Origin of the sequence: Litoreibacter arenae DSM 19593 (genome assembly GCF_000442275.2) — a bacterium.
Classification (GTDB): domain Bacteria; phylum Pseudomonadota; class Alphaproteobacteria; order Rhodobacterales; family Rhodobacteraceae; genus Litoreibacter; species Litoreibacter arenae.
Genome location: NZ_KE557310.1, coordinates 229,675 through 248,661 on the forward strand (window position 1 = coordinate 229,675; position 18,987 = coordinate 248,661).

Here is an 18,987-nt window from a genome sequence, read left to right on the forward strand (position 1 = left end):
GTTAATACGAAAGGCCAAAAGAGGGGGCAGCGACTTGAAACTGGACCTAGGACATATCGCGCTGAACGTCGTCGAAGATGGCGACCCTGCCGGCGCACCGGTGGTGTTTTCCAACTCGCTGGGAACCACGCTGGAGGTCTGGGACAAGGTGATCCCTCTGCTGCCGCAAAACCTGCGACTGATCCGTTACGACATGCGCGGGCATGGGGCCTCCGACGTGCCGGACGCACCCTATTCCATGGGGGCGTTAATCCGCGACGCGGAGGCGTTGCTCGACCATCTCAAAGTGCGGGATTGCGTGTTTGTCGGACTGTCCATCGGCGGGATGATTGCGCAGGGGCTGGCGACGAAACGGCTGGACCAGATACGCGCCATGGTGTTGTCCAACAGCGCCGCGAAATTAGGCAATGCCGATATGTGGCATAAGCGTATGCGGGCCATTCAGGCGGACGGGCTGGAGGCAATGGCCGACGAGGTTATGGCGAGATGGTTCTCGCCCGCATTTCGCAAAACGCCGGAGCTCACCCTCTGGCGAAAGATGCTGACCGACACGCCCGAGCAGGGCTATTTGGGCGCTTGCGCAGCAATTGCAGGGACGGATTTCTACACGACCACCGCCGCACTAACGCTTCCAACCTTGGCGATTGCAGGAAGCGAAGACAGAGCGGCCCCGCCGGACCTCGTGCGCGAAACGGCTGGGATTATCAAAGGCAGCCGGTTCGAGTTGATCCGTGGCGCGGGCCACTTACCGTGTGTCGACAAGCCCGAGGAGTTTTCGGCGTTACTATCGCAGTTCTTGCGCGACATTGGCCATACGTAACGCTTGCCTCATCTGATTGCGGTCTGCATGTAATCCGCTATGACGCGGAACCTGCCGATCACCTTCATCCTGATCACAGTGCTGATCGACGCCATGGGCATCGGGTTGATCCTGCCGGTGATGCCGCAACTCATTCAGGATGTCGGGCAAACCGACATCTCGGGTGCGGCAGTTTGGGGCGGCATCCTGTCAGCGGCATTCGCGTTCATGCAGTTTATGTGCTCCCCCACGGTCGGCTCCCTCTCCGACCGCTTCGGGCGGCGTCCTGTGCTGTTGACCTCAAACGCCGCGATGGCTTTGGACTATGTGCTGATGGCCTTGGCAGGCACGATTTGGCTGCTCCTGATCGGGCGCATTATCGGCGGTGTCACGGCCGCGACCCATGCAACGGCAAACGCCTTCATGGCTGACGTTTCCCCGCGTGAAAAGAAGTCACAGAATTTCGGGCTGATCGGCGCCGCGTTCGGCGTCGGTTTTGTTCTTGGCCCCGTCATCGGCGGACTGCTGGCAGAGCTTGGGCCACGCGCGCCCTTCTGGGCTGCGGCACTGCTCGCGGGCGGGAATTTCGTGCTAGGCTACTTCGTGCTGCCGGAAACGGTGACGCCAGAGCGACGCCGTCCGTTCAAATGGAGCCGCGCCAATCCGGTCGGGGGCTTGCAAGCCATCACTGCCCTGCCCGGCCTTGGGGCGCTGCTGTTGGTCTATTTCTTCTACCAGATCGCCAATATGGTATATCCCGCGATCTGGGCCTATTACACCGCCGCCAGCTTCGGCTGGTCGCCCGGTGTCATTGGCGCGTCGCTGGCGATCTACGGTATCTCGATGGCAGTCACGCAAGCCGTGCTGATCCGCTGGGTGATCGCCAAGCTGGGTGAGGCGAAAACCGTGTATTGGGGCTTGCTTTACAACGCAGGCACCTTGGCGATGATGGCCTTTGTCTCGGACGGGCGGGTGTTGCTGTTCCTGACACCCCTTGCCGCTTTTGGCGCAGTCGTTGGCCCCGCCTTGCAGGCGGTCATGTCGGGGCGTGCCGCAGATAACCAACAGGGCGAATTGCTAGGGGTTATGTCCTCGATCAACGCGCTTGGGATGATCTTCGCGCCGTTGGTGTTCACCCGCGTGTTTTCCTACTTCACGGGCGACGACGCTCTGTTCTTCCTGCCCGGTGCCGCGTTCCTGCTGGCGATGGGTTTGATGCTGGTCTCGTGGGCCATCGTTGCCCGCGCCTCTACCCGTCCCATAGGCGCAGATGCGCCATGATTTGCCCGTGATCAGAGGCTAGTTTGTTATACGGTGCCTCGTCGTGGGAGCCATCGGTGAGGTGATCGTTGAAGACCGAGAAATAGGACATCTCCCCGATTTGCCCCTGCCCGCCGGTGAAATGGCGCGATAGCAGGATTTGGTCGATGCTCTCGAAAACCCCACCGAAAGCCGAGGTGTAGACCATATCGCGCAGCGATTTGCGCACGAACAGCTTTTCGCAGCTTTCCAGGCGCACGGCTTCGATCTTGGCCTGAATGATCTCGTTTTCTTCGTCGGTATAGCGGTCGTTGGCCCGCTTCGCGTCATGCCGCCTGATCCATGCGTAGTTTTTGAACGGGCGTTCACCGGCGATAATCTCGGAGCTGACGGCGTTGTCGCTATCGTTGAGATCGCCCAAGACGATCACCGGATTGCCGCTGTTGATTTCCTCGACGACGAGTTGGCGCAGCACCCAAGCCTCCGCCATCCGGCGCGTCGCGGCACGCAAGGAGCCGAGCGCCCGGCCAACGGGGTCGTAGTTGACCAAGTCCGCCTCTGGAGGCGGCCCGCCGCCTTCGGGACGCATGAATTCGCCAAGTTTGGATTTCAGATGGCAGTTGAACACGGTGATAACCTGATTGCCCACCGGAATGCGGGCTTTCAGAATCGGGCGCGAGAGGCGATCCAGACGGAAAGAGCCGCCACTGCCCTCCCCCATCATGGCGAAGGGGATCACCAGATCGGGGTCAACCTCCTGGATCACCTCGGGTTTCCCGACAAACCCGTAGCGCGACAAAATCGCGAGGCCGGGGCGGCGTTCGCCCGGCTCCCCGTCGTTAAGATTGGGCGCGAAGGCCAGATGCGCCTGCGCGTAATCCGTATAGGCCAGCTTGCGAAAAATCGCCTTGCGGGCATAGCGCTTGGAGCGATCCGGCACCGCGTCCTCGTTTGATGCGGTGCCGCGCCGGTCGGCTTCGGCAATCACCTGTTGCAGCGGGGCTTTGTCGAAGATTTCCTGAAAACCTACGATATCGGCGTTCAGCGTGAACACCTGATCGGCCAACCAGTCTTCCTTCCATGCATGTTCTTCCGGTGTGTATTTCTCAAAGCGGTAATATTCCTGATCCGGCCCGATCAGGTTTTTGACGTTGAAGCTCGCAATGGTGAAATCGGTCATGCGTCTTGTCCGTACTTGGTCAGGGCCATCTGGAACACCTCCGCATCCACGTTGCCGCCAGAGGCCACAACGATCACGTCATCACCGTCGATCTGGTCGCCATGATACAGCGCGGCGGCCAATGCGACCGCGCCGCCGGGCTCCAGGACGACTTTCAGGCGGGAGAAGGCCACCGCCATGGCGCGCAGGCAGTTCTCTTCCGGCACCACAAGGCCCGGGCCACAAAGGCGCTTGAGGATCGGAAAGGTCACATTCCCCGGCTGCGGCGTGATGATCGCGTCGCAAAGCGAGCCGGAGGTGCGGGCGTTGCGCTTGATCTCGCCTGCGGCCAGCGAGCGGGTGACGTCGTCAAAATGCTCCGGTTCCACCGGTCGCACCCGCAGGCTCGGGGCTTTGGCTTCCAGCGCCAAGGCGATGCCAGACGTCAGACCGCCACCGCCACAGCACACCAGAACGTCATTCGCATCTGCGCCAAGTTCCGCCGCTTGTTCTGCAATTTCCAATCCGACCGTGCCTTGACCCGCGATCACCAAAGGCTCGTCAAACGGTTTGATGAGGGTCAGCCCACGTTCCGAGGACAGGCGGTCGCCTATTTCGTCACGGTCCTCGGTGTCGCGGTCATACAAAACAACCTCCGCGCCCAAAGCCCGCGTGTTGTCGATCTTCATCGCAGGCGCGTCGGCGGGCATGATAATAACCGCGCTGGTGCCATACTCCCGCGCCGCCAAAGCCACGCCCTGCGCGTGATTGCCGGAGGAAAACGCGATAACGCCTGCTTTCAGGGCGTCCTGTTCAAGCGCGGAGACAGCCGACCACGCCCCGCGAAACTTGAAGGAGCCGGTGTGCTGCAAGGCCTCGGTCTTCACGAAAACCCGCCGCCCCGCGATTTTGTCGATAAAGGGCGAGGTCAGCAAAGGCGTGCGCCGCGCGTGGCCTTCGATGCGCTTGGCCGCTGCTTCGATCATGTCGATGTTCATCGCATTTCCTCCAGCCATGCCTTGATCGTCAGCAGGGATTCCGGCTCGTCAAGGAAAGGAACATGGCCGCGCCCTTGCACCTCGACGGAGAGCATATCCGGTCTGCGCCGTTCCATCTCAGCAGCGGTTTCCCGGGTGAGCAGGTCCGAGTTTGCTCCACGCAGCAACGCCAATGGCAAGCCGTCCAATGCGTCGAAGAACGGCCAGAGGTCGGGGTTCAGGTTTTGCGAGCCCTCCAGCACGGCCTCGCGCAGCTTCGGGTCGTAGTTGATATCCAAACCGTCCGGCTTCTCGATGTAGTGTTTCTCGGCCTCCTCGCGCCAACGGGACTCCGGCACGCCCTCAAACCCCACCATTAGCCTCGCGCGTTGTATTGTGGCCTCGTCCATCGTGTTGAATGTCGGGCGGCGGCCCAGATATGCTTTGATCGCGTCCAGACCAACCTCGGAAATGTCTGGCCCGATGTCGTTCAGGCAAACTCCAAGCAGGCGCTCCTTCACCGCCGCAGCAAGCCCCATGGCGATGATCCCGCCGCGAGACGTCCCCAGGATCGCAGCCTTCTCAATACCCAAATGGTCCAGCAACGCCAAAGCGTCCTGCCCTTCTTGCGGCAGCGTGTAAGTGGACGGATCGGCCCAGTCCGACTGCCCGCGCCCGCGATAATCCATAAGGATCAGGCGCACATCATCAAGGTGCGGCGCGACATAGTCGAAGTCACTGCTGTTGCGGGTCAGGCCCGCAAGGCAAAGGACAGGCAGGCCCTCGCCCTCGTCGGTGTAGTGCAAGTAGATGCCGTCTGCGGTAGTAAATTTGCTCATAGCGAAGCTGCCAGTTCTGGAATGGGCGTCAGGTCACTGAGGATGTGCGCCGGTTGCCATGGCAGACGATCCAATGGCTCGCCCGCGCGGTTGACCCATGCGGTGGTGAAGCCGTAGCCCGTCGCGCAGGCGGCATCCCAACCGTTTGAGGATACGAAAAGCACCTCGTCTTTGGCGCAGCCGAAGCGCTTGCCGACCAAGTCGTAGACCGACGCGTGGGGCTTGAAAACGCCAACGCTTTGCACCGATAAAACGTCATCCAGATTTTCGGCGATGCCCGCCGAGCTGACCGCCCCGTCCAGCATATCGGGCGAGCCGTTGGACAAGATCGCCGTGTTCAAGCCCGCCGCTTTCAGATGCGCCAGCATAAACGGGACCTCCTTGTAAGCGCGCAATTCCCAGTAGAGCGCCAGAAGGCGTTCGCGCAACTCCGGGTCGTCCAGACCGTTCGCCTCCATCGCCCAGTCGAGCCCGTTTTGCGTCACATCCCAGAAATCGGCGTGGTCGCCGGTGACCGCCCGGAGCCACGTATATTGCAACTGCTTGAGACGCCAATCACTTGCCAGCTTCTGCCAACAGGCCGCGAGGTTGTCACGGCCCGGTTCCTCGGCAGCCAGCCGCGCAGCAGCGGATACGTCGAACAGCGTTCCATAGGCGTCGAAAATGCATGTAGTGATTGGCATGGGATCCTCCGGCTTTGGACGCAGACTGGCACAGCCAACGCGAGAGGAAAACGTCTAAAGGTAGCGGGCCAACATGGTGAAGCCGCCCCAGAAATGTGCGCCTGCGGTGAACAGATACGCAGCCAACGCAAGTACGCCCTGGCCTTTCGTCATGCGCTTTCGCTGCACCCAGGCGCCCGACCACGAGAATAGCGATTGCGCGCCCATGATAGCGAAGAACAACAGTGCCAAGGACTGCATCGCTACCGCCAGTGCGGCGAATGCGGCACTCATCGCCATGGTGATGAAGTTGGTCGCGCCAGGCACGAAGGTATCCGTCAGGATGCGCAGGCAGCGCCCGCCATCCAGCGGCCAGAACGGCAGCAGGTTGAAGAAGTTAAGCGCACCGGTGACGATCGCAAAGACCCAAAGGAACTCCGCCGCTTGCGGTGAATAGGGCGCGACCACATCGGATAGCGCGTAGGCCAGCGCCATTGGGGCCAGACAAATCCCCGGCCCCATCAAGGTGATAAAGAAATCATGCGCCTGGGTTTCGGGCTCGGTGTCGGAGATCGCCACGCCACCCATTAACGGGATCAACCGGAACCGCGCATCGTGATGGCCCGCGATACGGAAGGCTGCCACATGGCCGAATTCATGGATCATGACCGAGAAGACAATGGCCACGCCATAGAGCGGCCCGAAGTACCAAGCGGCTGCCACGAAGGCCAACGCGCCAAGCCCCAGGCCTTGGACGTCCATGCCAACCACCGTCAACCCGCGATCGGACACTAGTCCGCCGCGCAGGGTGTAAAGCATCAAAAAGCACAGAATACAGGCCGCCAGCAGTGTCATCATGGCCAATCCTCATTACATTTCAAACTGGGTTAAACAGGCGCATCATGGCCAAAAAAGGACTACGAGCGGGCGCTAATCTGGCTCAATACACAGGTGTTACAGGTTTTCCGGCTGCGGCATCCCCAGCACGTGGTAGCCGCCATCGACACGGATAATCTCGCCGGTGGTGCAACTTCCATGGTCGCTCGCCAGATAGACGGCGGTGCCGCCCACGGCCTCCAGCGTCGCGTTGGCGCGCATGGGGGCGTTCGCCTCGGTCTGGCGGAAGGTCTTGCGCGCACCGCCGATGGCAGCACCCGCCAGCGTTTTCATCGGGCCGGGGGAGATTGCGTTGACGCGGATGCCGTCCGGGCCAAGGTCATTGGCCAGATAGCGCACGGTCGATTCAAGCGCCGCCTTGGCCACACCCATGACGTTGTAGAACGGCGTCACACGGTTGGAGCCTTGATAGGTCAGCGTCAGCAACGTGCCGCCGTCCTTCATCAACGGGGCCGCACGGCGGGCGACGTCGATCAGGGAGTAGCAACTGATCACCAGCGAGTTTTTGAAGTTCTCGCGGGACGTATTGATGAACCGGCCCGCCAACTCGTTCTTGTCCGAAAACGCGATGGCGTGGACCACGAAATCAAGACTGCCCCACTTGTCCTCCAGCGTTTTGAAACACGCGTCGAGCGAGTCGTCGTCGGTCACGTCCACATCCACCAAGATGTCAGACCCCACGGAAGCAGCCAGTGGCTCCACCCGTTTGCCGAACGCGTCGCCTTGGTAGGAAAACGCCAGTTCCGCGCCCTGATCAGCCATTGCCTTGGCAATGCCCCACGCGATGGACCGCTCGTTGGCGACCCCCATGATCAGGCCGCGCTTGCCGTCCATCAATCCTGCCATTTCTTATTCCTTGAACTTTGAAAGCAACATGGACCCGTTGGTCCCGCCGAACCCGAAGGAGTTCGTCATTACCGTGTCCAGACCTGCGTTTTCCACCAGCTTGGTGGCAATTTCTTCCGGCTTGAGGGCCGGATCCAGCGTCTCGACATTGATCGAGGGGACGATGAAATCGTCCTTCAGCATCAACAAGCAGTAGACGGCTTCCTGCGCACCGGTTGCCCCTTGCGAGTGGCCGGTCATCGACTTGGTGGAGCTGATCGGTGGGGTGCTGCCCTCGCCAAATACGCGGCGCACGGCTTCGACCTCGCCCACGTCGCCCACGGGCGTGGAGGTGCCATGCGCGTTGATGTAGCTGACCTTGCGGCCCTCGGGGATCGAGTCCAGCGCCAGACGCATCGCCCGCTCGCCGCCTTCACCGGACGGGGCCACCATATCGGCGCCGTCGGATGTCGCGCCAAAACCGGTAACCTCGGCGTAAATTTTTGCCCCGCGCGCTTGCGCGTGTTCAAGGCTTTCCAACACCACGATGCCGCCGCCACCCGCGATGACGAAGCCGTCACGGTCCGCGTCAAACGCGCGGGAGGCTTTCGTAGGCGTGTCATTATACTTCGAGGACATCGCGCCCATCGCGTCGAACAGGCAGGACAGGGTCCAGTCCAACTCCTCGCCGCCGCCTGCGAACATGACGTCCTGCTTGCCCATCACGATCTGCTCTGACGCGGCTCCGATGCAGTGCAGCGAGGTCGAGCAGGCGGAGGTGATCGAGTAGTTGATGCCCTTGATCTGGAACGCGGTCGCCAAGTTGGCAGAGATCGTCGAGCCCATACATTTCGGCACGGCAAACGGCCCGATCCGCTTGGTTGCGCCAGTTTTCAGCACCGACTGGTGCGCTGCAAACATGGCCGACGTAGACGGCCCGCCGGAGCCTGCGATCAAGCCAGTGCGCGGGTTGATGACGTCACTTTCCTCAAGCCCCGCATCCGCTATCGCCTGCTCCATCGCGATATGTGCGTAAGCCGCTCCCGGCCCCATAAAGCGCAGGCGGCGCTTGTCGACATGATCGGTCACGTCAATTTTCAAAGTACCTGCGATCTGGCTGCGAAACCCGTGCTCCGCCATTTCCGGCGAGGCGACGATGCCGGAGGTGCCTGATTTCAAAGCTGCGGTGACTTCCTCGGCGCTATTGCCGATGGGGGATACAATCCCCAGACCTGTAACGACGACGCGACGCATGGGCGTGCTCCTCTTTGGACTTCAGCTCTCGGAAAGAGCGACTTTCATATCTTTGACTTCGTAGATGACTTCGCCGTCCGCTTCCACGATGCCGTCCGCTACGCCCATGGTCAGGCGGCGGGTCTGGATCGCCTTGGTGAAGTCGATCTTGTAGGTCAGCATCTTGCGGTCTGGCCGCACCATGCCTTTCAGCTTCACTTCACCCACGCCCAGCGCGTAGCCGCGCCCCTGCCAGCCGCGCCAGCCCAGGTTGAAGCCGGTCAGTTGCCACAAGCCGTCGAGGCCAAGGCAGCCGGGCATGATCGGGTTGCCGGGGAAGTGGCATTCGAAGAACCACAGGTCGGGCGTGATGTCGAATTCGGCAATCACATGGCCTTTGCCATGTGCGCCACCATCGCCGGAGATGTCAGTGATCCGGTCCATCATCAGCATGGGCGGCTCCGGCAACTGCGCGTTACCCGGGCCGAACAACTCGCCGCGCGCGCATTTCAGAAGTGCGTCCCTGTCAAAGCTCGTTGGGTAATCGCTCATTACACCTGCCCCATATCTCGTATTGTTTCCTTATGTTACACCTAGCATCGGCACTTAATTGCGTGCAAGGGCCGCCATCTGACCAACTGCGACTGATTTTCATTTGAAACATGGGGGTGCGGCGCCCTATATGTAAAGCAAGCAAAGGGAATATGGCTCATGACATCGGTAGAAACACAGCGCGGAACACAATGGCTGGCAGGGGCCGGATTGCGCCCGACCCGTCAGCGTGTCGCCTTGGCCGAGTTGCTGGTCGGCGACGGGAAGGACCGTCACATCACCGCCGAAAGCCTTCATGCCGCCGCAAAAAACCACTCCGAAGGCGTGTCTTTGGCGACGGTTTACAACACCCTCAAAGCGTTTTCCGACGCTGGCCTGATCCGCGAGATCATGGTCGACGGCACCAAAAGCTACTTCGACACGCGCGTGGATGATCACCCGCATTTCTTCTGGGAAGATGACGGCCATCTGACCGACGCCCCGAAAGAGCAGTTGGAAATCGCAGCCCTGCCGGACGCGCCCGAAGGCACCGAAATTGCCAAGGTTGACGTCGTCATCCGCTTGCGCCGGACCTGACCACACGGCACTTGGGGAGCTTGTTCGAATGACATTCCCACGATTTGGCCTTGTCGCTATGCTGCTGGCATCCGTTACGGTGCCCGCTAACGCTCATCCACATATCTTCGTTGATACGGGGCTTGAGATCATCTTCGACAATCAAGGCAAGCTGACCCATGTCAAGGTGACATGGAAATATGACGACCTCTATTCACTGTTTTTGGCGGAGGACTACAAGCTGGACCCCGACCATGACGGTGAGCTTACCGATCTGGAGCGCGACCATCTCACCGGCTTCGATGCCGACTGGGTGGAAGGCTACGCCGGCGATCTGGAGGTTGTGCTGGGTGGCAAGGTGCTGACCCTGTCCGGACCGCTGGAGCCGACGGCAGATATGGTGGACGGACGGATCATCTCGACACATCTGCGCGAGGTCTCGGGCACGCCTGCGATCGAAGGGGACACTGTCTCGCTGAAAGCTTTCGATCCGTCCCACTACACAGCTTATGACATGACGCTTCCGGTCAAAGTCAGCGGTCGCAGCGATTGCACATTCCAGCGCGTCGAGCCGGATATCGACGGGCAACTTGCCCAGATGCAGGCACTGCTTCTGACCTTGGACGCGGATGCCGACCTTGAAGAGAACGACATTCCCTTAATTGGCGGAGAGTTCGCCACCGACATCCGCGTAACATGCCCCGCCTTGTAGTTATTCCTGTCACCACCGCCGTGATCGCCCTGATCTGGCTGTGGAGCAGTGGCGGCTTTGACAGCGTCGCCGCATGGGCTGCGGGGGAGCAACGCGACTTCCAAAACCAGATTGCCCGCAGTTTGCGAGCGCTGCGACGCGGCGATTCCGGGGCATTGGCGCTGCTGATGACACTGTGTTTCGCTTACGGCTTCTTCCACGCGGTCGGCCCCGGCCATGGCAAGGTGCTGATCGGCGGCTACGGGCTGGGCCGTCAGGTACCATGGTTGCGGCTATCTGTGATCTCGTTGATCTCAAGCCTTGGTCAGGCGCTCACCGCTATCGGCTTGGTCTATGCCGGTGTGCTGATATTCAGCTTTAGCCGAGGTCAACTGATTGGCGCGGCAGAGGACTATATGGCCCCTGTAAGCTACGCCGCCATCGGGGCGATTGGCATGTGGTTGTCAGTGCGGGCGTTGCGAAAGTTCGCGAAACTTCACCACACCAAGCATGACGACCACACGCACCATGATCATGGCACCTGTTCGGAATGCGGGCACAAACACGGGCCGAGCATCTCTGACGTGCAGCAAGCGACCTCCCTCCGTGACGCTTTGATACTGATTGCAGGCATCGCAGTACGCCCCTGCACAGGTGCGCTTTTCGTGCTGGTTATCACTTGGCAAATGGGCATCGCGATGGCCGGCATTGCCGGAGCTTTTGCAATGGCGTTGGGCACCGCAATCGTGACCATTAGCGTCGGGATTGCGGCGGTGACGATGCGGTCAGGCATGTTGGCATCTTTCTCGTCATCCAGATTTGCCACGCACTTTGTCCCCTTGATCGAACTTGCTGCTGGACTACTGGTATTTACGATTGCTGCTGGGTTGCTGCTCCGCGCATTGTGAGGGCCGCGCGTGGACCCCCAAAAAGTGCAACAGACATTCTCTTGGTTTAGGCTTACTTTGATCCCGAAGCTCTGCCACACGCATTATACCAATGATTTTGCGAACCAGAGCATTTGGAGTGAACATGAACCGAACCTTACTTTTGACCGGGGCAAGCCGGGGCATCGGTCACGCAACCGTCAAGGTTTTCCAAGCAGCGGGATGGCGTGTTTTGACGGTGTCTCGCTCTGCCTTCGATACGCGCTGCCCTTGGCACGCGGGCGCCGAGGATCATATTCAGGGCGATCTCGCAGACCCCCTTACCCGTGACGAGATGATCGCGCAAATACGGGACCGCTTGGGCGGCGAAGGCCTTCATGCCATCGTCAACAATGCCGGAATATCCCCGAAAGGCACGGGCGGTGAGCGCATGGGCGTGGCGAACAGCGACGAACAGCTCTGGCAGCAGGTGATGGCGGTCAACCTCATCGGGCCTGCGGCGCTCATGCGTGATCTGTTGCCGGAGCTTGAGCGGGGGCAAGGAACAATTGTCAATGTCGGCTCCATCGCGGGATCGCGGGTGCATCCGTTCGCAGGTGTAGCCTATGCTTGTTCGAAAGCCGCACTGGCTGCCCTTACCCGCGAAGCGGCGACGGAACTTGGACCGAGAGTGACCTGCCCCCCGAGGCTCTCTCATTCATAAGGGGAGTTTGCGGATTTGGGTTTCATATTCTTCGTCGTCAGTTTGGGCAAGCGCGTCGGGCGCGGAGCCCTCAAATTGCTCAAGCGCTCGACGCACGTTAGCAGGTGTTTCATTTCCAAAAGATGAATGCGGCCTGACGTTTTTGCAATCGGATCGCCAGATCGCCAGTTTCCTTCGCGCGTCGTCCAAGCTGTCGAACAACTCCGCATTCAGCAGCTCATCCCGTAGGCTTCCGTTGAATGACTCGATGAAGGCATTCTGTTGCGGCTTGCCAGGATTGATGTAGTGCCAGTCAACGTCGTTGTCGTTTGCCCACTTCAGAATGCCCGGCTTGTGAACTCTGTCCCATTATCGCTGACACAGATTTTCACGGCAACAATCATCATTCACGGTCAGAATGCGGAACTTGCGAGATGCGCCGAACGTGTCGGACAGGAAGTCCAACAACCAACGCTCGCCTGGCCGCAACGCCACCGGCATTGGTGTCCGGCAGAAGACGCTTCAGCTTGGCGTTCTCAGCCTCCAGCGACTTCAAGCGGTAGGCATCAGACAGTTCATACCGCCGTATTTGGCTTTGAACTTGTAGAACGTGCCTTGGCTCAGGCCATGCCTTCGGCAAACCTCGACTGTCGGCATCCCGGCTTCCTGTTCTTTGATCATCCCAATGATCTGCGCTTCCGTGAAACGGCTCTTTCGCATCTCGTTGCTCCTTCGAAACGTTGAGCAAACTCTACATTAGAACGCGGGAGGTTTCGGGGGGCAGGTTACTGGGGCTGACCCCTCTGAATTTGTCGAGTGGCGGAAAGGAACGATTTGGACGGATCACAAAAATGGGCGATCGATACATTCGGCGTCTTTTGGTGACTGGGATGACAGCCCGATTGCGACAAATGAAAGTGAACCCTGCCCGTGTCGATCCATGGGCAATCGGCCTTCTTGATCGCAAACCTGCTCGATTGGCGACCGTCGCAATTGCAAAAAAGACCGCTCGGATTATGTGGGCGGTGCTGACCAGGAACGAATGCTACCGGCCTCACACAGTCTAAGTGAAGGAAAAGGAACACCCGAAACAGCAAGACCCATGAAATGATGGCGCACAGTCAGCCCGCCAACCAAGACAACCTGTCGAATGTCCAGGACCTAGCATTTTTCGATAAGCCGTTTTGGACTTGGTCGCGGAAACCATCAGGGCCAGCGGCAACGAGTGCCGCGCAAATAGGCCGGACACACGTCTGCTTTTGACCAGTGCGAAATCAGTTCAAAAATGTCTTGCTATGCAGGAGCTATCCACACAAGACATTCGCTGCGTTTGCGGGGTTCCTTAACCATGGAAGCGCATAGTGTGGGATAAAGGAGCTTTCGCTGCAAACCTCCCAATACCTACTTTCAGCAACATGATCGTACCGATCATATTAAGTGATTAGTGAAAATCCCGCGACTTTGGAATGACCCTTACATTGCGCGGGTGCCCTCTGATCCCGACCTGTCCAGGAATAGGATGCGTAGGATGGTCGCCGCGTGTCGTGATAGCGGCCAGTGCCGTATCGGATAGCCCTGCGAGCCTGTCACTGCGATCTTGTAGATCATCTGCGACCACATGGATCACGTGGCCATCGGTTTGTACGCGGCCCTTCACTACCAGTAGCCGAGCAGACATGATCGTTGGGCGGTAGGTTTTGAACATATTTGGCCAGATCACGAGGTTTGCCACGCCCGTCTCATCCTCAAGAGTGATAAAGCACACCCCCTTGGCACTGCCCGGTTTTTGGCGGACGAGAACCAACCCGGCGAGAGATACCTTTTGACCATGCCGCATGGATGTAAGCTCTGACGCTGAACGATAGCTCTGCGCGCGCAGGCTGGCTCGAAAGAACGCCATTGGATGCGCTTTGAGCGAGAGGCGCAGGGTTTGGTAATCTGCCACCACATGCTCGGCCTTGGGCATTTTGGGCAGGTCAACTTTGGGCTCGGTACCTTCTTGTGCGGCATCCGCATGAGCGAAGATCGGTAGTCTAGGCGCGTCTTTGATTGCCTGCGATTGCCAGAGCGCCTGCCGTCGGTCTATGCCCATGCTGCGCATTGTATCGGCCGCCGATAGGCAGCGGACAGCTTTGGCATCCAAAACCGCGCGCTCTTTGAGGTCCGCGAGGTCGACAAACGGGGCATCGCGACGGGCCATGATCCGCTCTACGGCACTGTCCTGCAGCCCATCGACCAAGCGCATCCCCAACCGCAAGGCGAAGCCATCACCACAAGGCTCCAATGTGCAATCCCAGTCAGAGTAATTCACATCGACCGGGCGCACCTCAACCCCGTGATCGCGGGCATCGCGCACGATTTGTGCAGGCGCGTAAAACCCCATTGGTTGGGAATTGAGCAAGGCACACGCAAACGCCGCCGGGTAATGGCATTTCATCCAGCTTGAGACATAAACCAGCTTGGCAAAACTAGCCGCATGGCTTTCAGGAAAGCCGTATTCGCCAAACCCTTTGATCTGGTCGAAACAGCGTTGCGCAAAGACCGGATCATAGCCCCGCGCGATCATATTGCCGACCATTTTGGACTGCAGCGTCTCGATTGTGCCACGAGACCGGAAGGTCGCCATGGCACGACGCAATTCGTTTGATTCCGCCGGCGAAAACTTCGCCGCATCCAGTGCAATCTTCATTGCCTGTTCCTGAAAGATCGGAACGCCAAGTGTGCGGCTGAGGATGTTCTCAAGCTCATCTTGTGGATGCTCCGGGCCGGGAGTTGGATAATCCACGACTTCTAGCCCTTGCCTGCGACGCAGATAGGGATGGACCATATCGCCCTGAATGGGACCGGGGCGGACAATCGCGACCTCGATCACCAGATCATAGAACCGGCGGGGTCGCAGTTTGGGCAGCATCGCCATCTGCGCGCGGCTTTCGACCTGAAACACGCCAAGACTGTCGCCACGACATAGCATATCATAGGTGGGGCGTTGATCGTCGGGCAGATCATCCTCGACAGGAACCGTCGCCAATTCCAGCCTTTGGTCATAGTGGGCATCAAGCAGATCAAAGCATTTGGCGATACAAGTCAGCATCCCGAGCGCCAAGATGTCGACCTTGAAGATACCAAGCGCGTCGATGTCATCCTTGTCCCATTCGATAAAGCTGCGGTCGGGCATGGCGCCGTTACCGATGGGGACCATTTCGGTCAGTGGGCGTTCGGTCAGTATAAATCCGCCAACATGCTGCGACAAATGGCGGGGCATTCCAATCATTTGTTTGGCCAGTTTCAAAACCATGCGCAGATAGGGGTCAGACAGGTCCAACCCCGCCTCCTTTGCGCGCTCATCGTCCATCTGGCCTTCAAAGCTGCCCCAGATAGTGCCTGCGAGCTTGCCCGTTACGTCTTCAGACAGCCCCATCGCCTTGCCGACTTCACGAATAGCGGAGCGGGGGCGGTAGTGGATCACGGTGGCACAAAGCCCTGCACGGTGGCGGCCGTATTTGCCATACATATACTGGATGACCTCTTCGCGGCGTTCATGTTCAAAATCCACGTCGATATCGGGGGGCTCGTCGCGTTCTTCGCTGAAAAAGCGTTCGAATAGGACGTTATGTTCGTTTGGGTCCACGGATGTGATGCCAAGGCAAAAGCAGACGGCGGAATTGGCCGCTGACCCGCGCCCTTGGCAGAGGATTGGAGGGTCGGCTTTTTCGCGGGCAAAAAGCACAATGTCATGGATGGTCAGGAAATACCGTGCGATCTTTTTGCTCGCAATCAGAGCGAATTCCTTGCCGATAATCTGCACCACATGATCGGGCACACCGTCTGGGTACCGCTCTGCCGCTCCCGCCCAAGTGAGGCGTTCCAGCTCCTGCATGGGTGTGGAGCCGTCTGGCACGATCTCATGGGGGTATTCATAGGCCAGGTCGGTCAGCTTGAAGGTGATCTGATCTGCCAAGGCCCGCGTGACTGCAATGGCATGGGGCCAATCGGCAAATAGACGGCACATCTCGGCAGGAGGTTTGAGGTGCCGCTCGGCATTTGCCTCTAGCAGAAAACCTGCCTTCGGCACGACAACGCCTTCGCGGATTGCCACCATGACATCCTGCAAAGGACGGCGATTAGGCGCGTGGTAGAGCACATCATTGGTCGCAAAGATCGACAGGCCATATTGATGCGCCAGACTATCAAGCCGGTTGATCCGCGCCCGGTCATCCCCGCGATATAGGAACGCCGCCCCAATATAACGCATGTCCGGCAACGCCTTGACCAAGCGCGGCAGACCAGCCGCAAATACGTCCAGATTATCGGGAGGCATCACGATCAGATGCAAACCTTTCGCATGGGCGGCCAGCATATCCAATGTCAGATGCGTTTCTCCCTTCTCCTGCCAAGCCCCATCTGCCGTTTGCATCTTGCCCTGTGACAGCAACGTAGACAGCCGGGCATAGGCATTGCAATCCTGCGGATAGGCCAGCAATTCGGTGCCGCAGAGCAGAACCAGCCGCGCTCCTATCAAGGGGCTAACGCAAGCCTTTTCGGCCTCGGTGTGAACACGCACGACCCCAGCCAAGGTATTGCGGTCCGCAATGCCGATCTTGTCATAGCCAAGCACATTGGCAGTTGATGTCAGGTCAACCGCATCGGACGCGGCACGGAGAAAGGAAAAGCAACTGGCCAGGCCAAACTCGACATATGGGCTGGGCGGATGCCAGACAAAGCCGTCATCCTCGCCTAGTGTGCGACGCTTATGTCCCTCCTGCATAGGCATCAGGCAAAGAACCCGTGCAGAAACCAGCGCGGGTCACCTCCACGCCCATCATGCAGCAGCCCTTCGCGGTAGATCCAGAACCGGCGGCCATCCTCGACCTCGACCTTGTAGTAATCCCGCAACCGTGTGCCGGGCTTATCGCGCCACCATTCGGGTGCAATCCGCTCTGGTCCGGCTTGCCTTACCGTCCGATACACAACACGCCGCCACCGGAACTGCGAAGGCGGTCCTTCGGGAACGGCGTAGATCACGTGGATTTCCTCGGCGGGTTTGAGGATGCGGATGGGACGTTCGCGGATCGCAACATCGGCTGCCGAAGGCGCACTTGTGAGAGCCGGGACACGCCCCTCGACCCGTTCGGGTTTATGCGTCTCGGTCCAAGTGGACCATGTCACCTTATCCTGCCCCAGCCGCGCGGTCAGCCGGTCAAGCAATCCTGCCACATCGGCTTTGGTATCGCGGGTACCATCCAGTCGATCTTGTGTGAGTGAAAGAGGCTCAACACGTAAAGCTTCAAGTGTCAGCAGGTCAAAGCCAAAACCAGGGTCGATCTTGTCGATTTCACCGTCGAACAAGCGCAGAATATGCGCAGGATCACGGCTTGCCTTGGCAAAATTGACCCCCACAGATCTGCATTCACTATCAATCCGATAAATTGTCAGATGCAGTTGGCGTGCGCCTTGCTCTGCCTTTGCCAGTTGCGTGCAAAGATCATCCACCAGGCTGTTCAGGTGCGGGGTCGGGTCAAGGACAGGTTCTGGAAGACGCGCCCGCGCGATAAAATGCATATGATCCGGTGGCGCGTTTAACGGACTGGGAACATGACCCGTCGCCCGGTCCAGCAGGATCAGCGGATTGCGCTCTGCCGGTAAATGCCCGAACCGCCGCATCAGGGTAATACGGGGCATCTCTGCCAGCGCCCCGATGGTTCGCAGGCCAAGTCGTGTCAGAAGGCGTGTCGTGTCTGCATCAAGACGCAAGGCCTGCACGGGTAGTGCCGATAGTTGGGCTTCGACGTTCTGGGGATCGCATATCGTGTATTGCGGAGCATATCGCGCCAATGCCTGCGCGGCCCCTTGGGTCGGGGCAAGTGCAACCTTGGCCGTCAGCCCCTGCATGGCGAAGCGTTGAACGATATCGCGCAATATCCTAGCCTCCCCACCAAAGAGATGGGCCGAGCCTGTAATGTCCAGCACCAGCCCATCGGCACCATCCTGCGCGGTCCAGGGGCACCAGCGCCGGGACCAATGCACCAGCCGATCCATCAAAATCTGATCGCCCTTCAGGTCAGCAACTTCAACATGCAGGTCAGGGTGAACTGCTTGTGCATCGACTACACGATCACCGGGTTTAACGCCCCGGATTTGGGCGGTAGCGTTTACACACTGTACCACCGGGCCGTGAGTTCCGTCACATGACAGAATAACTGGAACATCATCCTTTGGTGGAGTGCGGTACTGGCTTATCACTCTTCTCCATCGCTCCATCGTTAGAGCAGGAAGCCAAATGGAGACGATCTGCTGTGTGGCTCGCGTCCGGGTCATACCACGCCACCCACCGCCCTGGCGCACGTCCACGGGTTCGAAACAGGTCCACATCCCATTGTCCAGGACCCGGCGCGCGCGCGTCGTGTGGGTGTGGTTTTGATGGCAGGGACGTGATGCGCCAGCGTTCGCGTGCCGCGCTCAACACGCCAGGATCGCCGCTGCGTAACAAAAACACCGGCACGCCAGAGCCATCGGCCCGCAGCGCAAGCCGCTTGGTCGCGATAAAATCCAAGGCAGAAGGCGCGCCATGTATTTCGCCTATGACGGCGGATAAGCTTGGACAGGCCGCGCCTTCCTCCATTGCCCAAAGCACATCGCGGGGGTGGCTCACTCGAACCTGTAGGATCGGCTGACGGATGCCAAAGCCGGCAAGACCCGGCGCATACACATGACCATTGTCGCGGCGCGATGCATGATCCTGCACCCAAAGGATTGGATTTGTTGTGTGAGAGAGCTTTGCCGACAAAAACGCGGTCGCAGAAGGATCGGCAGGCGTTTGGGTCAGTAGATCCGTCAAAGACGGCAAGGCAGATGCATCCCGCTTGCTTTGCGACAATAATGGCCTGCGCCGTGGCAGTTGGATCACCTGCCCATATGTAGAATCGTTTTCCATGCACAAAGCATAATGTTCACTTTTTGTTCCGGCTTGCA

At 59.2% G+C, this 18,987-nt stretch carries 16 protein-coding genes and 3 pseudogenes; 7 read left to right on the plus strand and 12 right to left on the minus strand.

The features are described from left to right. The first annotated feature begins 34 nt into the window (after positions 1-34). Positions 35-820, plus strand: a complete 786-nt coding sequence (gene pcaD, locus THALAR_RS08815; RefSeq protein ID WP_021101182.1) for a 3-oxoadipate enol-lactonase — start codon at positions 35-37, stop codon at positions 818-820. A 39-nt stretch (positions 821-859) separates the two neighbouring features. Continuing rightward, positions 860-2,080 (plus strand): TCR/Tet family MFS transporter, encoded by a 1,221-nt coding sequence (locus tag THALAR_RS08820; protein WP_021101183.1) that lies wholly within the window; start codon positions 860-862, stop codon positions 2,078-2,080. Here THALAR_RS08820 and THALAR_RS08825 read toward each other — a convergent pair. The 8 genes from THALAR_RS08825 to fabA all read right to left on the minus strand — a co-directional run bounded on the left by THALAR_RS08825 (position 2,049) and on the right by fabA (position 9,203). Beyond that, a complete protein-coding gene (locus THALAR_RS08825) occupies positions 2,049-3,239 on the minus strand; it encodes an endonuclease/exonuclease/phosphatase family protein (RefSeq protein WP_021101184.1) in 1,191 nt (396 codons plus the stop codon). The genes THALAR_RS08820 and THALAR_RS08825 overlap by 32 nt on opposite strands. Next, positions 3,236-4,216 (minus strand): threonine ammonia-lyase, encoded by a 981-nt coding sequence (locus tag THALAR_RS08830; protein WP_021101185.1) that lies wholly within the window; start codon positions 4,214-4,216, stop codon positions 3,236-3,238. The genes THALAR_RS08825 and THALAR_RS08830 overlap by 4 nt, the downstream gene beginning before the upstream one ends. After that, positions 4,213-5,034 (minus strand): alpha/beta fold hydrolase, encoded by an 822-nt coding sequence (locus tag THALAR_RS08835; protein ID WP_021101186.1) that lies wholly within the window; start codon positions 5,032-5,034, stop codon positions 4,213-4,215. Before THALAR_RS08835 ends, THALAR_RS08830 begins: the two co-directional genes overlap by 4 nt. Beyond that, complete coding sequence (locus THALAR_RS08840; RefSeq protein ID WP_021101187.1) at positions 5,031-5,717, minus strand: haloacid dehalogenase type II; 687 nt, start codon at positions 5,715-5,717, stop codon at positions 5,031-5,033. Before THALAR_RS08840 ends, THALAR_RS08835 begins: the two co-directional genes overlap by 4 nt. 54 nt (positions 5,718-5,771) lie before the next feature. Then, on the minus strand, positions 5,772-6,554 hold the full coding sequence (locus THALAR_RS08845; protein WP_021101188.1) for a metalloprotease: 783 nt from the start codon (positions 6,552-6,554) through the stop codon (positions 5,772-5,774). Between the two features lie 96 nt (positions 6,555-6,650). After that, positions 6,651-7,439 carry an enoyl-ACP reductase FabI gene (locus tag THALAR_RS08850; RefSeq protein ID WP_021101189.1) on the minus strand — a complete coding sequence of 263 codons (789 nt, stop codon included), beginning with the start codon at positions 7,437-7,439 and terminating at the stop codon, positions 6,651-6,653. Positions 7,440-7,442: 3 nt separating this feature from the next. Continuing rightward, positions 7,443-8,672 (minus strand): beta-ketoacyl-ACP synthase I, encoded by a 1,230-nt coding sequence (gene fabB / locus THALAR_RS08855; protein WP_021101190.1) that lies wholly within the window; start codon positions 8,670-8,672, stop codon positions 7,443-7,445. Between the two features lie 21 nt (positions 8,673-8,693). Further along, a complete protein-coding gene (fabA, locus tag THALAR_RS08860) occupies positions 8,694-9,203 on the minus strand; it encodes a bifunctional 3-hydroxydecanoyl-ACP dehydratase/trans-2-decenoyl-ACP isomerase (protein WP_021101191.1) in 510 nt (169 codons plus the stop codon). A gap of 159 nt (positions 9,204-9,362) precedes the next feature. Between fabA and irrA the strand changes: the two genes are divergently transcribed. The 4 genes and pseudogenes from irrA to THALAR_RS08880 form a co-directional block, all read left to right on the plus strand. Further along, positions 9,363-9,779 (plus strand): iron response transcriptional regulator IrrA, encoded by a 417-nt coding sequence (irrA, locus tag THALAR_RS08865; protein WP_021101192.1) that lies wholly within the window; start codon positions 9,363-9,365, stop codon positions 9,777-9,779. 28 nt (positions 9,780-9,807) lie between these two features. After that, positions 9,808-10,470, plus strand: a complete 663-nt coding sequence (locus tag THALAR_RS08870; protein WP_245622398.1) for a DUF1007 family protein — start codon at positions 9,808-9,810, stop codon at positions 10,468-10,470. Beyond that, positions 10,455-11,357, plus strand: coding sequence for a nickel/cobalt transporter (locus tag THALAR_RS08875; protein WP_021101194.1), 903 nt, complete (start codon positions 10,455-10,457; stop codon positions 11,355-11,357). Before THALAR_RS08870 ends, THALAR_RS08875 begins: the two co-directional genes overlap by 16 nt. Before the next feature lie 124 nt (positions 11,358-11,481). Further along, positions 11,482-12,003 (plus strand): annotated as a pseudogene (locus THALAR_RS08880) (SDR family NAD(P)-dependent oxidoreductase); the annotation flags it as partial. Between the two features lie 30 nt (positions 12,004-12,033). Here the strand turns inward: THALAR_RS08880 and THALAR_RS18105 are convergent. After that, positions 12,034-12,738, minus strand: a pseudogene (locus tag THALAR_RS18105) (integrase core domain-containing protein). A gap of 68 nt (positions 12,739-12,806) precedes the next feature. Between THALAR_RS18105 and THALAR_RS18110 the strand changes: the two are divergent. Next, a pseudogene (locus THALAR_RS18110) lies at positions 12,807-13,085 on the plus strand (transposase); the annotation flags it as partial. A gap of 374 nt (positions 13,086-13,459) precedes the next feature. Here THALAR_RS18110 and THALAR_RS08890 read toward each other — a convergent pair. Genes THALAR_RS08890 through THALAR_RS18115 form a run of 3 tightly spaced genes read right to left on the minus strand, consistent with a single transcriptional unit; the run spans position 13,460 to position 18,949 of the window. Next, positions 13,460-16,789: an error-prone DNA polymerase gene (locus THALAR_RS08890; protein WP_021101199.1), complete on the minus strand. Its 3,330-nt coding sequence runs from the start codon at positions 16,787-16,789 to the stop codon at positions 13,460-13,462. Beyond that, entirely contained in the window at positions 16,789-18,333 is a 1,545-nt protein-coding gene (locus THALAR_RS08895; protein WP_040818237.1) for a Y-family DNA polymerase, read from the minus strand. The genes THALAR_RS08890 and THALAR_RS08895 overlap by 1 nt, the downstream gene beginning before the upstream one ends. Further along, entirely contained in the window at positions 18,224-18,949 is a 726-nt protein-coding gene (locus THALAR_RS18115) for an ImuA family protein (RefSeq protein WP_083483434.1), read from the minus strand. Before THALAR_RS18115 ends, THALAR_RS08895 begins: the two co-directional genes overlap by 110 nt. Positions 18,950-18,987: the final 38 nt, after the last annotated feature.

What these genes read in the sequence shown, in the direction of transcription:
- fabB (WP_021101190.1), bottom strand. Translation starts at nt 8,672, where the DNA reads ATGCGTCGCGTCGTCGTTACAGGTCTGGGGATTGTATCCCCCATCGGC.
- THALAR_RS08875 (WP_021101194.1), top strand. Translation starts at nt 10,455, where the DNA reads ATGCCCCGCCTTGTAGTTATTCCTGTCACCACCGCCGTGATCGCCCTG.
- THALAR_RS08835 (WP_021101186.1), bottom strand. Translation starts at nt 5,034, where the DNA reads ATGAGCAAATTTACTACCGCAGACGGCATCTACTTGCACTACACCGAC.
- THALAR_RS08830 (WP_021101185.1), bottom strand. Translation starts at nt 4,216, where the DNA reads ATGAACATCGACATGATCGAAGCAGCGGCCAAGCGCATCGAAGGCCAC.
- THALAR_RS08825 (WP_021101184.1), bottom strand. Translation starts at nt 3,239, where the DNA reads ATGACCGATTTCACCATTGCGAGCTTCAACGTCAAAAACCTGATCGGG.
- THALAR_RS08870 (WP_245622398.1), top strand. Translation starts at nt 9,808, where the DNA reads ATGACATTCCCACGATTTGGCCTTGTCGCTATGCTGCTGGCATCCGTT.
- irrA (WP_021101192.1), top strand. Translation starts at nt 9,363, where the DNA reads ATGACATCGGTAGAAACACAGCGCGGAACACAATGGCTGGCAGGGGCC.
- THALAR_RS08840 (WP_021101187.1), bottom strand. Translation starts at nt 5,717, where the DNA reads ATGCCAATCACTACATGCATTTTCGACGCCTATGGAACGCTGTTCGAC.
- THALAR_RS08850 (WP_021101189.1), bottom strand. Translation starts at nt 7,439, where the DNA reads ATGGCAGGATTGATGGACGGCAAGCGCGGCCTGATCATGGGGGTCGCC.
- fabA (WP_021101191.1), bottom strand. Translation starts at nt 9,203, where the DNA reads ATGAGCGATTACCCAACGAGCTTTGACAGGGACGCACTTCTGAAATGC.
- THALAR_RS08820 (WP_021101183.1), top strand. Translation starts at nt 860, where the DNA reads ATGACGCGGAACCTGCCGATCACCTTCATCCTGATCACAGTGCTGATC.
- THALAR_RS08895 (WP_040818237.1), bottom strand. Translation starts at nt 18,333, where the DNA reads ATGACCCGGACGCGAGCCACACAGCAGATCGTCTCCATTTGGCTTCCT.
- THALAR_RS08890 (WP_021101199.1), bottom strand. Translation starts at nt 16,789, where the DNA reads ATGCCTATGCAGGAGGGACATAAGCGTCGCACACTAGGCGAGGATGAC.
- THALAR_RS18115 (WP_083483434.1), bottom strand. Translation starts at nt 18,949, where the DNA reads ATGGAAAACGATTCTACATATGGGCAGGTGATCCAACTGCCACGGCGC.
- THALAR_RS08845 (WP_021101188.1), bottom strand. Translation starts at nt 6,554, where the DNA reads ATGATGACACTGCTGGCGGCCTGTATTCTGTGCTTTTTGATGCTTTAC.